This is a genomic window from Shimia sp. MIT1388 (assembly GCF_047124445.1).
Taxonomy (GTDB): Bacteria; Pseudomonadota; Alphaproteobacteria; order Rhodobacterales; family Rhodobacteraceae; genus Shimia.
Genome location: NZ_CP138921.1, coordinates 327988 through 342149, shown reverse-complemented (window position 1 = coordinate 342149; position 14162 = coordinate 327988). Strand labels below are relative to the sequence as shown.

Below are 14162 nucleotides of genomic sequence, written 5' to 3'. Positions count from 1 at the left end.
GAACCTCCGGCGGGGATATTTGGTGTTAGAAGAAGCCTGAGGGCATGAAAAAGGGCGCCGATAGCGCCCTCAACCTTGGTGTTCCTGACCATTAGCGCAGTTTCAGCGTCGCCAGTCCAATCATCGCAAGGATCACCGCAACAATCCAGAAACGGATCACAATCTGCGGCTCCGACCACCCCTTTTTCTCATAGTGGTGATGGATTGGTGCCATCAGGAACACACGTTTGCCGGTGCGTTTGAAATAGAGCACCTGAATGATCACGCTGAGCGCTTCCACCACAAACAGGCCGCCAATGATGCCCAGCACCAACTCGTGTTTTGTGGAGACAGCGATGGCACCCAAAGCACCACCAAGTGCCAAAGAGCCGGTGTCGCCCATGAACACGGCCGCCGGTGGCGCGTTATACCAGAGGAAGCCCAAGCCGCCGCCAATCAGACCGGCGACAAAGATCAGAATTTCGCCTGTGCCCGGCACGTAGTGCACATCCAGGTATTGCGTGAAATCGACACGACCCACCGCATAGGCAATCACCCCCAGAGCACCGGCGGCAATCATCACCGGCATAATCGCCAGTCCATCCAACCCATCGGTCAGGTTCACCGCATTGGCCGCGCCGACCACTACAAACATGGCAAAGGGAATATAGGCCCAGCTCAGGTTGATCAGCACTTCTTTGAAGACCGGCACCGCCAGCTGCAACTGCAGGGTTTCCGGCTGCAAATAAGTCGCCCAGACACCGGCCACACCGGCAATCACAAACCCCAACAGCAAGCGGACCTTGCTCGACACGCCTTTGGTGTTTTGCTTGGAAACCTTGGCGTAGTCATCAGCAAAGCCAATCAGCCCATAGGCCAGTGTCACAAACAGAACCAGCCAGACAAAGCCATTGTCCCACCGCGCCCAAAGCAAGGTCGACGTCACCAGGGCGCCCACGATCAGCAAGCCGCCCATGGTGGGCGTGCCCGCCTTCGCAAAATGCCCTTCAGGACCATCATCCCGGATCGGCTGGCCTTTGCCTTGCTTGCGGCGCAGCACGTTGATCAGCGGCTTGCCAAAAATGAAGCCAAAGATCAGCGCCGTCATAAACGCGCCGCCTGCACGGAAGGTGATGTAGCGAAACAGGTTAAAAAAATCACCGCCGTCTGACAGGCTGGTCAGCCAATAAAACATTACGCGTCCTCGTTCTTGGATTGCGGGGCGGGATGGCCCAGATTGCGGATGGCGTCAACCACCTTGGACAGCGCCATCGACAGGCTGCCCTTGGCCATCACCACATCGCCCGCATCCACCAGCTTGCGCACATCGGGCACCAACTCGGCACTGGTGGTGACCCATTGCCCTTGCTTTTCTTCCGGCAATGCGGCGTGAAGATGTTGCATCAGCGGGCCGATGCAATGCACCACGTCGATGTCTTTCATCGCAGGGTGATCCGCCAAATCCGCATGCATCTCAACCTCTTGCGGGCCAAGCTCTTTCATGTCGCCGACAAAGGCAATACGACGGCCCTTGCCGATACGCCCCACGCCATTGGTGGGCACCGCCGCCGCGAGCACTTCCAACGCCGCCCCTAGGCTGGTTGGATTGGCATTGTAAGCCTCGTCGATCAGCTCCAGAGTGCGCTCGGTTTCCACCGGGTCCAAATAAATCGTTTCTCGCGCGCCACGGCCCACAAATGGCGTCCAGCGCCCCAGAGCAGCCACCGATAGCGCCAAATCCGCACCTAACGCTTCGGCAGAGGCCAAAGCGCCCAGCCCGTTCATGGCAAAATGCCGGCCTGCGCTTTGCACTTTGAACATCGCCAAATCGCCGCCATGAATGGCACGCGCCACAGTGACATTGCCGGTCAGCTTCACATCGCCCAACCGCCAGTCTTTGGCACTTTCGCCAAACTCCTGAATCTCAGCAGACTGGCTTCGCGCGTGGGCGCGCAACACATCAGCGGTCTCAATGTCGGCGTTCACAATCGCGATGCCATCCGGTTCCAGCCCGTCAAACACCGCCGCCTTTTCCTGCGCGATACCCGCAACGTTCTCAAAGGCCTCCAGATGCACCGCCGCCACCGTGGTCACCAGCGCCACATGCGGGCGGGCCATCTTGGCAAGCGGTGAAATCTCACCGGGGTGGTTCATGCCAATCTCGATCACCGCAAACTCGGTGTCCTGCGGCATCCGTGCGAGGGTCAGTGGCACGCCCCAATGGTTGTTGTAGCTCGCCACAGAGGCATGGGTCCGGCCCTGCCCGCCCAAGATGGCGCGCAGCATTTCTTTGGTGGAGGTTTTGCCAACCGAGCCGGTCACCGCCACAACCCGCGCGTTCGTGCGCGCGCGGCCTGCCCGGCCAAGCGCCTCCAGGCCCTCAAGCACATCGTCCACAATCAACAAAGGCGCATCCGGCGACACGCCCTCCGGCACGCGGCTCACCAAAGCCGCTGCCGCGCCTTTTTCCAATGCCTGCGCCACAAACTCGTGCCCATCCCGCGCCGCGGTCAGCGCCACAAACAAGTCGCCCGTTTCAATGGTGCGCGTGTCAATCGAAACGCCGGAACATTCCCACGCAGTGGTGACTTTGCCGCCGGTCGCTTTAGCGGCAGCCTCAGATGTCCACAGGCTCATGCGATCCCCCCGTCCAGTGCAGCCACGGCCACACTGGCCTGTTCACAATCATCAAATGGCAACACATCCTCGCCCACAATCTGACCGGTTTCGTGGCCTTTGCCCGCGATCAGCAACGTATCGCCGGGCCCCAACGCATCCACCGCCAGCAAGATGGCTTTGGCGCGGTCGTCCACCTCAGTGGCCTCTGGCGCACCTTCCATAACAGCCGCGCGGATCGTGGCTGGATCTTCCGTACGTGGGTTGTCATCAGTCACATAAACCACATCGGCGTTTTGCGCCGCCGCTTGGCCCATCAACGGCCGTTTGGCCGCATCGCGATCACCACCCGCGCCGACAATCACAATCAGACGCCCCATGACATGCGGGCGCATCGCCTGAAGCGCGGTCGCCACCGCGTCCGGCGTGTGGGCGTAGTCCACAAAAACTGCCGCGCCATTTTCGCGGGTGGCCGCCAACTGCATCCGCCCGCGCACACCTTTGAGTTCATGCAAAACTTCAAAGACCCGCTCCGGCTCCGCACCGCAGGCAATCGCCAATCCTGACGCCAACAAAACGTTCTCCGCCTGAAACCCGCCCAGCAGGTTCAATCGTTGCTGATAAGCCTTGCCCCGGAACGTAAACCGAATGTCCTGCCCGGTTGCATCAAACCGCTGCGCCATCAGCGCGATGTCCGCCTCAGCCTTACCTACGGTGATCACACCCTGGCCACGGCCCCCAGCAATGATCGCCATATCCAGACCGCGTGGATCATCGACATTGATCACCGCTGTGCCATCGTCGGGCAACACCCGGCCAAATAGCCCCGCTTTGGCGTTGAAATACTCATCAAACGTCTCGTGGTAATCGAGGTGATCTTGCGTGAAGTTGGTGAACCCCGCCGCCTTCAATTGCACCCCATCCAAACGACACTGCGCCAACCCATGCGAACTAGCCTCCATCGCCGCAAAGCCAATCCCGGCCTCCGCCGCGGCCGCCAATGTGCGGTGCAAGGTGATCGGCTCCGGTGTGGTGTGATTTAGCGGCGCGGTGAAATCTCCTTCGACGCCTGTGGTACCCAGGTTTACCGCCTCAAGCCCCAACTCCTGCCAGATCATGCGCAGGAAGGTCGCCACCGAGGTCTTGCCATTGGTGCCGGTCACCGCCGCCATGATCCCCGGCTGCGCGCCAAAATACAGCGCCGCCGTATAAGCCAGCGCCTGACGCGGATCTTCGGCTATCACCAGCGCGGCGTCACTCGCCGCCATCTCCTGTTCGGCAATCTTGGCACCCGCCGCATCGGTCAGGATCGCCGCCGCGCCCATACGTAACGCAAACTGGATAAACGTACCGCCATGCACCCGCGTGCCCGGCAAGGCCGCAAAGAGAAACCCGTCTTTCACCTCACGGCTGTCCACCGCCAATCCGGTGATCGCCGGGTTCAGCCCACCCATGGCTGTCAGACCCAATTCTGAAAGCTGTTTTGTGCCTGCTGCCATCTGTGAATGCCCTTATTTGGCTTAGTTTGATGTCAGCGTTATATCAGCCAAAGGCGCAGGCTCAACCTCAGGACGCAGCCCCAAAAGCGGAGCCACGCGTGTGATCATCTCAGCCGCCACCGGCACTGCGGTCCAACCCGCCGTCCGTCGCGGTTCATCACCGGAGGTCTCCACTGGCTCATCCAAGCTAAGGATCAACACATATTTGGGATCATGCGCCGGGAACATGGCGGCAAAGGTGGCAATTACCTTGTCCTCATAATACCCGCGCCCGCTCTCCAGTGGCTTGTCTGCGGTGCCAGTTTTGCCACCCACAGCGTAGCCCGGAACTTCGCCAAAAGACGCGGTACCCTCGCTCACCACTTTGCGCAGCATAAGGCGCGAAGCTTCGGCACTCGCCACGCTCATCACGCGCTCGCCTTTCACCACCTCATCCTGCTTCAGGATGGTTGGCACCACCTTGGTACCGCCATTGGCAATCGCCGCATAGCCAGCCGCCAAATGCAATGGGCTGGCCGACATACCGTGGCCATAGGAAATCGTCATGGTCGAGAGTTCGGACCAGTTTTTGGGCAGCAACGGCTGTGCGCCTTTTGCCTCGACCAGCTCCACTGGTGTTGGCTCAAAGAAGCCAAGCTGCTTCAGAAAATCCTGCTGCCGCGCTGCGCCAATCACCTGTGCCATGCGTGCGGTGCCGATATTGGACGACTTCACGATCACCTTGGTGACTGTGAGTTGCGCGCCGTAGTTGCGGAAATCGCGAATCTTGAACTTGCCCCAACGCAACGGTCCGGCGGTGTTGATCTTGGTCTCCGGGTTTGCCAACCCAAGCTCCATCGACTGCGCCGCCGTGAAAATCTTAAACGTCGACCCCAGCTCATACAGCCCCTGCACCGCACGGTTAAACAACGGGCTGTCCGCCGCCTGCCCCTGCACAGGCGGATTAGGCCGGTTGTTCGGGTCAAAGTCCGGCAGGCTCACCATGGAGACAATCTCACCGGTGTGCGCATCCATCAAAACCGAGCTCGCACCTTTGGCGTTCATCAGCTTCATACCGCCCCAGAGCACCCGCTCAGCCGCAGTCTGCACGGTCAGGTCGATGGACAGCGTCAGCGCCTTGTCGCCATTGGCCGGATCGCGCAGCGCATCGTCGAAATATTTTTCGACACCCGCAACGCCAACAAGCTCGGCGTCATGCACGTCTTCTTCGCCAAAAGACGCCCCGCCAAGGATGTGCGCCGCCAAGCGCCCGTTCGGATAAAGCCGCATTTCACGACGCCCAAACAGCAAGCCCGGCTCACCAATGTCATGCACCGCCTGCTTTTGCTCCGGGGAGATTTTTTTCTTCACCCAGTAGAACTTACGCCCGTCTTTGAACCTACGTTCCAGCTTCTCGGCATCCAGATCGGGGAAGATTTCCGCCAGTTTCTGCGCTGCAAATGCCGGGTCAATCATCTCATGCGGATGGGCATAGATGGAATGGGTTTCCAAGTTGGTCGCCAGAATGCGGCCCTTGCGGTCGACAATATCCGCCCGCTCCGCCTGAATGCGGCTGCCCGCGTAACTGGTGCGCGGTTCGGTCGCCTCGGACATGCTGACCACGGCCATCCGTGCGCCAACCGTCAGAAACGCGCCAGCAAACAGCGCGCCCATGATGAGCAACCGCCCTTCGGCCCGCGCACGCCCCTTGTTGCGCATCTCTTCATGCCGTTCGCGCAGGTTGGCGCGCTCAATCTGATCCGGGTTTTCCCCGGCACTGCGCGCATGCAAGATCGACGCCAACGGTCGCAGCGGCTTGCGGATCATGGCTTGGCCTCCTCAGAGGAGACTTCCACCGCATTCTCAAAGCTGATCGGCGCGTCAACGGACGGGAACGCCACCTGCTCAATCCGGCCAAACTGATCCGGGCGCAGCGGCAAAAGCTGCATGTCGTTGTAGTTGATTTCCGTCAGATCGCGCAACCGGTCCGGACGGTTGAGATAGGCCCACTCCGCCTTCAACACGGCCAAACGCGCCCGCGCCTCGCCAATCTCACGCTGCAAACGCTCGGTTTCGCCAATCATTGCCTGAGTGCGATAGTTCTCTTGATAGGCCCAAACTGAGAGCGCAATCACCATCCCTGCGGCCAGGATAAACAACACCATCCGCATCACTTACGTCCCCCAAGTGTTGGCATTCCAATGGCTTTTCCGGCAACCTCACCGGACGGCGCATCGGTGCGTCGTGCCACGCGCAACTTCGCAGACCGGGCCCGCGGGTTGTCTTCCAACTCATCCGGGTCCGGCCCAACCGCCTTACGGGTAATCAACTCAAACGCCGGCTTTTCCTGTTCGGTCTCGGGCGCATAGCGGTTCACATTACCAGTTTTTCCGGCGCGGCTCTGAAGGAAGCGTTTGACCATGCGATCTTCTACCGAATGGAAGGTCACCACCGCCAACAAACCACCGGGCTTCAAGGCCCGCTCCGCAGCCATCAACCCACGAAACAGCTCGCCATATTCGTCATTCACCGCAATCCGCAATGCCTGAAAACTGCGCGTTGCCGGATGACTCTGCCCAGGCTTTGGCCGTGGCAAACAGCCCTCAACAATCTCCGCCAACCGCAAAGTTGTGGTGATCGGCTCTGCCTTACGTTCGCGCACAATCGCCTTGGCAATGCGCCGGCTCGCGCGCTCTTCGCCATATTGATAGATGATATCGGCCAGATCGGCTTCGTCGGCCTCATTCACCAGGTCTGCGGCTGAGGGCCCTTCCTGGCTCATGCGCATGTCAAGCGGACCGTCCTTCATGAAAGAAAAGCCACGCTCCGCCAAGTCGAGCTGCATGGAACTGACCCCAAGGTCGAGCACCACACCGTCTAGGTCCTGCGCATAATCATCCATCTTGGAAAACACACCAGCGACCAGCTCGATCTGATCGCCATAGTCCCCAACCCAAGGCGCCGCCATGTCAAATGCCAGCGGATCACGATCCACGCCGTACACTTTGCTGGCCCCAGCTTCGATCAGCCCGCGGGTATAGCCCCCGGCCCCGAATGTGCCATCCAGCCACCGCCCCGACACCGGCGCCACTGCGCGCAGAAGCGGCGCAAGCAGGACAGGAATGTGAGGACGTTTGGCGGCGGGTTCGTCAGTCGTCGCCATGGTTAGAAATCCTCGTCGCCATCAAGGTAGATCGACGGATCGGCATCCGGATCAAAATCCTCGTCCGCCTCAAGCGCCTCTTCCTGGGTGGCGTCATATGTCTCTGGGTTCCAGATCTCAAACGTGTCGCCTTTACCGGCGAAGAACGCCATGCCTTCCAACCCAATCTTGTCGCGCTGCTCTTTGGGCAACACCAAGCGGCCGGTTTCATCCACCGACACTTCCAAGGATTGGGTGAGGTACAATTTGCTCAGCGCCAGGCGCTTCTTGCTGCCACGGGGCATTTTCATGATGCGGCTCACCACATCATCCATCGCCTCAACCGTAAAACACTCTAGGAATTCTCGGGTCTTGCCGCCGTAGACAATCACCAGGTTGGGGTTTTCGCCACTTTTCCACTCAGGGTCGCCTGCTTCAAGCACACGGCGGAACTTGGCCGGAATCGACATCCGTCCCTTGCTGTCCACCTTGTTACGGCTTTCGCCGCGAAACATGAGCGCCACTGCCTATGGCCCCTTTCAACCTGTTGTCCCGCCCCTCCCCGGGGCTGGAAGCGAAACGGCGGATTGATCTGCTGCCACTGATCAATCCGCCGCCCTCGTCCCGCTTCTGCGGGTAGTCCAGTTGCGCGTGCCACCTGGGGGGATGTTCTGCTCGCCCACGCACCGGATCTCTTTTTTTCGATGAAAGCGGGTGCCTGTATGAAACCTGACTTGGGATCGGAGGTCTTAGCGCCTCTCTTTATGTCCCGTCCTCATCGTGTAGACAGGGATGCCATGGGAATTTATGGAAATCAACAGGAATTTGTGGACAAAATCGCTCCACGCGCGACCCAAGCACACAGAACCTCGCGATTTCGAGAGCAGATTTGTGGGTGCAGACACCACATTTAGACAATCAGTCCAGATCACACCACCAAATGCAGCACACCCTTGGGCGCCAAACTTTTTCCCAAGTTTTCCCAACATTTTTCCACAGAAGGTCAAGAGCGCCCCGTAACAGCCCGATCAAAAGGGCAAACCTTCGCCACCCCCAAACCGATTCGGCGCAAATCCGCTGCCATTCCCATGCAGCTCCCATGAATTCCCAGCGGGATTTCCCATATCTTTCCCACAAAATCCCAAATCACTTCGCAACACTGTCAAACGAAGCCCTTCTAACCACTTGGCCTCCCTCGGCACGCCTTCTAGGGTGCCGCTACCTGAGCACCGGACTTTTGGAGACAACATGGGCCTACTTGACCCAACCGCCACGGCCAGCATGATCCGCAAGGCACAGAAACGCGGCAAACAGATCCAGTTTGCCGCTTTGCCCTACCGCATCCGCAAAGGAAAAGCCGAAGTCCTCCTGATAACCTCCCGCGGCACCCGTCAGTGGCTGCTACCCAAGGGCTGGCCCATGGCGGACCTAAAGCCTCACAAAACCGCTGCGCAGGAAGCCTGGGAAGAAGCGGGCATTCTGGGCCGCGCGCGCAAACATTGCCTGGGCACCTACCGCTACCGCAAAACCCGCGGCCCAAAGCGCGGCCAAACCATTCGGGTGCTGGTATATCCTCTGGAAGTGGACAAGCTCGCACGTATCTATCCAGAGACAGGCCAACGGGCCCGCAAATGGCTGCGTCCTAAAAAGGCCGCCAAACGCATCGCGCACCCCGAACTCGCCAAACTGGTGCGCAGCTTTGACACAGCGACAATCTCCGCCAAAGGCTAACCCCCGTCGCTTGATCCCAACCGCCCCCACGCCTATGTTCGCGCCACTGCACAGGGGCACCATCACAGCACAATGATCAACTACACTCTGAAATGCGCCAACGACCACCGCTTTGACAGCTGGTTTCAATCCGCCGCTGCCTTTGACAAGCTCAAGGCTGCTGGCATGGTGGCCTGCGCCGTCTGTGGTGACACCAATGTAGAGAAGGCGATGATGGCCCCGCGCGTGCGCCCCGCCCGCTCCGCCGCCGCCAAACCGCAAGAGACCACACCAGCCCCGACACCTGAAGCCGCAAGCGCACCCGGCCCGTTGAGCCAACCCGCCTCTCCAGCCGAACAAGCCCTCAAAGAGCTGCGCGACCATGTCGAGGCCAATTCCGACTATGTTGGCAAAGACTTCGCCAGCGAAGCCCGCGCCATGCATGACGGCGACGCCCCTGAACGGCCCATCTATGGCGAAGCCAAAGTTGAAGAGGCCAAAGCCCTGATCGAAGACGGCGTCCCCGTTGCGCCACTCCCGTTTAACATCGGCCGCAAAACCAACTGATCTCACACACATACAGGAGCCATCCCATGCATGTCCTCATCACCGGCGCCAACCGCGGCATTGGACTGGCCCTCGATCAAACCCTGCGCGCGCAAGGCCACCATGTCAACGGCACCAGCCGCACGGGCGGCGAATGCCTAAAACTGGACGTGACCGATGCCGACAGCCAACGCGCCATGGCACAGGCGCTGGACACCCAACCGATTGACCTGCTGGTCTGCAATGCCGGCGTGTTTCTCGACAAAGGCCAGAACCTCGCGGACGGCTATGCGCCAGACCTCTGGGCCAAAACCTTTGCCGCCAATGTCACGGGCGTGTTCCTGACCGTGCAAAACCTACTGCCCAACCTGCAGCTGGCCCAAAACCCCAAAATCGCGATCATCTCGTCGCAAATGGGCTCCTCCACCAAAGTTGGCGGTGGCGGCTACATCTATCGCGCCTCCAAGGCGGCCGCGCTGAACCTCGGCCTCAATCTGGCACAAGACCTCAAACACATCGGCATCGCCGTCGGCATCTATCACCCCGGCTGGGTGAAGACCGATATGGGTGGCGATGGCGGCGACATCACGGTGGCGGAGTCCGCCACAGGTCTGGTCGAACGTTTCCATGCGTTGAGCCTTGAGACCACCGGCTGCTTTGAAACCTGGGACGGCCGCGCGCACCCGGTCTGACCCCGCGTTCACAGTCCCCCAATATCCCGGGGAGGCGGCACATCTTCTGTGCCGGAGGGGCTGGCCCCTCCTCCCCCTTTGCTGCCAAGCCTTGCACCACCGCCACATGCGCAGCCCTGCCGCGCCAATCTGCCTTGCCTCGACGGCCCCAAGCGCGTAAACCGCCTGCGACTTACGAACTAAGGACGCGCCATGCCCGTACTTGTGATGAAATTCGGCGGCACCTCTGTCGCCAACCTGGACCGCATCCGCCGCGCCGCCAAACGCGTCGGGGTTGAGGTGGCCAAAGGCTATGACGTGATTGTCATTGTCTCCGCCATGTCTGGTGAAACCAACAAACTTGTAGGCTATGTGGACGAAACCTCGCCGCTTTACGATGCCCGCGAGTATGACGCGGTGGTCAGCTCAGGCGAAAACGTCACCGCTGGCCTGATGGCGCTGACCCTGCAGGAAATGGATGTGCCCGCGCGCAGCTGGCAGGGCTGGCAAGTGCCGCTTAAAACCTCCTCTGCGCACAGCCAGGCCCGGATCGAAGAGATCCCGACCGACAACATCAACGCCAAATTTGGCGAAGGCATGCGCGTCGCCGTGGTCGCCGGCTTCCAGGGTATTTCCGAGGAAGGCCGTATCACCACGCTCGGCCGTGGCGGCTCCGACACCACGGCAGTGGCATTTGCCGCCGCCTTTGATGCGGAACGCTGTGACATCTACACCGATGTGGACGGCGTCTACACCACCGACCCGCGCATCTGCTCCAAAGCGCGCAAGCTGGATAAAATCGCCTTTGAAGAAATGCTGGAACTGGCCTCTCTGGGCGCCAAGGTCCTGCAAACACGCTCTGTCGAGCTCGCCATGCGCTATAAAGTGAAACTGCGCGTGCTCAGCTCTTTTGAAGAACAATCCGACGAGGCCGGCACGCTGGTCTGCGATGAGGAGGAAATCATGGAATCAAATGTTGTGGCCGGTGTGGCCTACTCCCGCGACGAAGCCAAAATGACCCTGCTGTCCGTGGCCGACCGCCCGGGCATCGCCTCCATCATCTTTGGCTGCTTGTCTGATGCAGGCGTGAACGTCGACATGATTGTGCAGAACATCTCGGAAGATGGCCGCACAGACATGACCTACTCCCTGCCGACAGATCAGGTGAAACGCGCGGAAACCGCGCTGGACGAGCTCAAAACCTCCGGCGGCCTGAACTTTGCCGAATTGGTGATCGACGAAGACGTTTCCAAAGTCTCCGTTGTGGGCATCGGTATGCGCTCCCAATCCGGCGTCGCGGCTAAGATGTTCAAGGTCCTGTCTGACGAAGGTGTGAACATCAAAGTCATCACCACCTCGGAGATCAAGATCTCCGTGCTGATTGATCGCAAGTACATGGAACTGGCGGTGCAGGCGCTGCACGACGCCTTTGAACTGGAAAAAGTGGCCTAAGCCACACTGCAAATTGCCAACGCGCGGCCCCAAGGGTCGCGCGTTTTTCTTTTCAGACACAAGCCGCCCTGTTTTGCGGCATATCGCCACTTTTGACAGCACACCACCCAATTCGCAGCCAGGCTTTGCTACACCGCAGCAAGGCAGCACAAGCAAGCAATCCCCTGCCAAACAACCCGCTCACCCCAGTTTTCGAATTTTCTTCACAAAGATCGCTGCAACGCGGCGTATTATTGCCACCAAGACATCCGCATAAACCGTTTTGATTCCACGATTGTTGTGATCTATTCGGCCCCGAGTAGTGACAAGGACCACACCTCACCATGGTGCAAAAAACCGAAACCGAGAGCCGCAAACTTTTGGGGCGCCTGCGCGATGCCTTGGCCGAAGACAGCGCCGGTCAGGAGCGCTTGGACAAAATCACCCATCTCATTGCCTCCTCGATGGGCACAGAGGTGTGCTCGATCTACCTGTTTCGCGATGAAGACACGCTGGAACTCTGCGCCACCGAAGGTTTGAACGCAGCCGCCGTGCACCAGACCCGCATGCGCGTCGGCGAAGGCCTTGTCGGCCGCGTGGCCCGCACCTCCAAAGTGGTGAACACAGACGACGCGCCCAGCGCCAAGGGCTTCCGCTATATGCCGGAAACCGGCGAGGAGATTTACTCCAGCTTCTGCGGCGTACCCGTGCAGCGCCTTGGCGACAATCTCGGCGTGCTGGTGGTCCAGTCCAAGGACAAACGCGGCTACTCCGCTGATGAAGTCTACGCGTTGGAAGTGGTCGCCATGGTGTTGGCCGAGATGACCGAACTCGGGGCGTTTGTCGGCGAAGGCGCCGCCATGAGCGCTTTGCACCAGCAATCCGAGCTGTTCCGCGGCACGTCTGGTCAAGAAGGTGCCTCCGAAGGCCACGTCTGGCTGCATGAACCCCGCGTTGTGGTCACCAACCCCGTGGCGGATGATCCTGACATCGAACTCACCCGCCTGAACGAGGCGGTCGAAGAGTTGCGTGTTGGCGTCGACAAAATGCTCGACGGCGCCAAACGCGGTGACAAAGAACAGCTGGAAGTGCTTGAAGCCTACCGCATGTTTGCCAACTCCAAAGGCTGGATGAAGCGCATGGAGCAGGACATCGCGCGCGGCTTGTCTGCGGAAGCGGCTGTGGAGAAAGAACAATCCACCGCCCGCGCCCGCATGGAACAGGTCACCGACCAATATCTACGCGAGCGCCTGCATGACCTGGATGATCTGTCCAACCGCCTGCTGCGCATTCTAACCGGCCAAGGCAGCGAGACCGGCGCGGACATGCCTTCTGACCCGATCCTGATTGCCCGCAACATCGGCCCCGGTGAATTGCTGGAATATGGACGCAAGCTCAAAGGCATCGTGCTGGAAGAGGGCTCCGTCGGCAGCCACGCCGCCATCGTGGCGCGCGCCTTGGCGATCCCTTTGGTGATCCACGCCGACAAAATCACCACCGAGGCGCTCAACGGCGACCACATCATGGTCGACGGCGATCAGGGCATCGTGCACCTGCGTCCCGACGACACTGTTGTGACCGCCTTCCGCGACAAGATCGCCATGGCCGCCAAGGCGCAGGAACGCTACGCCAGCATCCGCGACAAAGAAGCCAAAAGCCGTGACGGCGCGGTGGTGCATCTCACCATGAACGCGGGCCTCATGGCCGACTTGCCATCGTTGGCCTCTTCCGGTGCCGAAGGCGTAGGTCTGTTCCGCACCGAGCTGCAATTCCTGATCCGCAACCAAATGCCCAAACGCACCGAGCTGGCGCAGCTTTATGCCCGAGTGATGGACGCCGCAGACGGCAAACGCGTGGTCTTCCGCACACTCGACATCGGCTCTGACAAAGTCCTGCCCTACATGGCGCCACAAGACGAGCCCAACCCGGCGCTTGGCTGGCGCGCGGTGCGCGTGGCCCTAGACAAACCCGGCGTGATGCGCATGCAGCTGCAAGCGCTCCTGCGCGCCGCCAATGGTCGGCCACTGACGGTCATGTTCCCCTTTATCGCTCAATATGAAGAATACAAATCCGCCCGCGCCGAAGTGGACAAAGCCATCGAGCGCGAGAAAATCCTCGGCCACGTTCTGCCGTCGGAAATCGAAGTCGGCGCCATGCTGGAAACCCCGTCTTTGGGGTTTGCCCCCAAGAAATTCTACGAAGACGTGGACTTCCTCTCCATTGGCGGCAACGATCTGAAACAGTTCTTTTTTGCCGCAGACCGCGAAAACGAACGGGTGCGCCGCCGCTATGACACGCTCAACGTCAGCTTCCTGACCTTCCTGGAAGGCATCGTGAACCGCTGCATCGACACTGGCACACCGCTCAGCTTCTGCGGCGAAGACGCGGGCCGCCCGATTGAAGCCGTCTGCCTCGCCGCCATGGGCCTGCGCAACCTGTCGATGCGTCCAGCCTCCATTGGCCCGGTGAAAAGTCTGATCCGTCGGGTTGACCTGGGAGAGCTGCGCCGTGTGATCCACGCCGCACGCGAACGTGGCGAGCAATCCGTGCGCCCCGACGTGATGGAGTACCTGCGCAACAGCGGGTGAT

At 60.1% G+C, this 14162-nt stretch carries 12 protein-coding genes; 5 read left to right on the top strand and 7 right to left on the bottom strand.

The features are described from left to right. Positions 1-91: 91 nt before the first annotated feature. The 7 genes from mraY to mraZ are packed head-to-tail and all read right to left on the bottom strand — an operon-like array spanning position 92 to position 7730. Positions 92-1174: a phospho-N-acetylmuramoyl-pentapeptide-transferase gene (gene mraY / locus SIB92_RS01660; protein ID WP_412554183.1), complete on the bottom strand. Its 1083-nt coding sequence runs from the start codon at positions 1172-1174 to the stop codon at positions 92-94. Then, positions 1174-2616, bottom strand: coding sequence for a UDP-N-acetylmuramoyl-tripeptide--D-alanyl-D-alanine ligase (locus tag SIB92_RS01655; protein ID WP_412554182.1), 1443 nt, complete (start codon positions 2614-2616; stop codon positions 1174-1176). The genes mraY and SIB92_RS01655 overlap by 1 nt, the downstream gene beginning before the upstream one ends. Next, complete coding sequence (locus SIB92_RS01650) at positions 2613-4094, bottom strand: UDP-N-acetylmuramoyl-L-alanyl-D-glutamate--2,6-diaminopimelate ligase (protein WP_412554181.1); 1482 nt, start codon at positions 4092-4094, stop codon at positions 2613-2615. The genes SIB92_RS01655 and SIB92_RS01650 overlap by 4 nt, the downstream gene beginning before the upstream one ends. A gap of 21 nt (positions 4095-4115) precedes the next feature. Continuing rightward, on the bottom strand, positions 4116-5900 hold the full coding sequence (locus SIB92_RS01645; protein ID WP_412554180.1) for a peptidoglycan D,D-transpeptidase FtsI family protein: 1785 nt from the start codon (positions 5898-5900) through the stop codon (positions 4116-4118). Beyond that, positions 5897-6244 (bottom strand): cell division protein FtsL, encoded by a 348-nt coding sequence (locus SIB92_RS01640; RefSeq protein WP_412554179.1) that lies wholly within the window; start codon positions 6242-6244, stop codon positions 5897-5899. Before SIB92_RS01640 ends, SIB92_RS01645 begins: the two co-directional genes overlap by 4 nt. Next, on the bottom strand, positions 6244-7236 hold the full coding sequence (rsmH, locus tag SIB92_RS01635; protein WP_412554178.1) for a 16S rRNA (cytosine(1402)-N(4))-methyltransferase RsmH: 993 nt from the start codon (positions 7234-7236) through the stop codon (positions 6244-6246). Before rsmH ends, SIB92_RS01640 begins: the two co-directional genes overlap by 1 nt. A 2-nt stretch (positions 7237-7238) precedes the next feature. Further along, on the bottom strand, positions 7239-7730 hold the full coding sequence (gene mraZ / locus SIB92_RS01630; RefSeq protein ID WP_412554177.1) for a division/cell wall cluster transcriptional repressor MraZ: 492 nt from the start codon (positions 7728-7730) through the stop codon (positions 7239-7241). Positions 7731-8463: 733 nt separating this feature from the next. Here mraZ and SIB92_RS01625 point away from each other — a divergent pair. The 5 genes from SIB92_RS01625 to ptsP all read left to right on the top strand — a co-directional run bounded on the left by SIB92_RS01625 (position 8464) and on the right by ptsP (position 14161). After that, positions 8464-8946: an NUDIX hydrolase gene (locus SIB92_RS01625; RefSeq protein WP_412554176.1), complete on the top strand. Its 483-nt coding sequence runs from the start codon at positions 8464-8466 to the stop codon at positions 8944-8946. A gap of 72 nt (positions 8947-9018) precedes the next feature. Continuing rightward, positions 9019-9492, top strand: a complete 474-nt coding sequence (locus SIB92_RS01620) for a DUF1178 family protein (protein ID WP_412554175.1) — start codon at positions 9019-9021, stop codon at positions 9490-9492. A gap of 26 nt (positions 9493-9518) precedes the next feature. Further along, the gene (locus SIB92_RS01615) at positions 9519-10163 is read left to right on the top strand and encodes an SDR family NAD(P)-dependent oxidoreductase (protein ID WP_412554174.1); all 645 of its coding nucleotides are present in this window, start codon (positions 9519-9521) and stop codon (positions 10161-10163) included. A 192-nt stretch (positions 10164-10355) separates the two neighbouring features. Further along, positions 10356-11594: an aspartate kinase gene (locus tag SIB92_RS01610; protein WP_412554173.1), complete on the top strand. Its 1239-nt coding sequence runs from the start codon at positions 10356-10358 to the stop codon at positions 11592-11594. 323 nt (positions 11595-11917) lie between these two features. Further along, complete coding sequence (gene ptsP, locus SIB92_RS01605) at positions 11918-14161, top strand: phosphoenolpyruvate--protein phosphotransferase (RefSeq protein ID WP_412554172.1); 2244 nt, start codon at positions 11918-11920, stop codon at positions 14159-14161. Position 14162: the final 1 nt, after the last annotated feature.

Excerpts from the sequence above, each read along its gene's own strand:
- mraY (WP_412554183.1), bottom strand. The coding sequence starts at position 1,174 with ATGTTTTATTGGCTGACCAGCCTGTCAGACGGCGGTGATTTTTTTAAC.
- mraZ (WP_412554177.1), bottom strand. The coding sequence starts at position 7,730 with ATGTTTCGCGGCGAAAGCCGTAACAAGGTGGACAGCAAGGGACGGATG.
- SIB92_RS01645 (WP_412554180.1), bottom strand. The coding sequence starts at position 5,900 with ATGATCCGCAAGCCGCTGCGACCGTTGGCGTCGATCTTGCATGCGCGC.
- ptsP (WP_412554172.1), top strand. The coding sequence starts at position 11,918 with ATGGTGCAAAAAACCGAAACCGAGAGCCGCAAACTTTTGGGGCGCCTG.
- SIB92_RS01655 (WP_412554182.1), bottom strand. The coding sequence starts at position 2,616 with ATGAGCCTGTGGACATCTGAGGCTGCCGCTAAAGCGACCGGCGGCAAA.
- SIB92_RS01615 (WP_412554174.1), top strand. The coding sequence starts at position 9,519 with ATGCATGTCCTCATCACCGGCGCCAACCGCGGCATTGGACTGGCCCTC.
- SIB92_RS01610 (WP_412554173.1), top strand. The coding sequence starts at position 10,356 with ATGCCCGTACTTGTGATGAAATTCGGCGGCACCTCTGTCGCCAACCTG.
- SIB92_RS01620 (WP_412554175.1), top strand. The coding sequence starts at position 9,019 with ATGATCAACTACACTCTGAAATGCGCCAACGACCACCGCTTTGACAGC.
- SIB92_RS01625 (WP_412554176.1), top strand. The coding sequence starts at position 8,464 with ATGGGCCTACTTGACCCAACCGCCACGGCCAGCATGATCCGCAAGGCA.
- SIB92_RS01650 (WP_412554181.1), bottom strand. The coding sequence starts at position 4,094 with ATGGCAGCAGGCACAAAACAGCTTTCAGAATTGGGTCTGACAGCCATG.
- SIB92_RS01640 (WP_412554179.1), bottom strand. The coding sequence starts at position 6,244 with ATGCGGATGGTGTTGTTTATCCTGGCCGCAGGGATGGTGATTGCGCTC.
- rsmH (WP_412554178.1), bottom strand. The coding sequence starts at position 7,236 with ATGGCGACGACTGACGAACCCGCCGCCAAACGTCCTCACATTCCTGTC.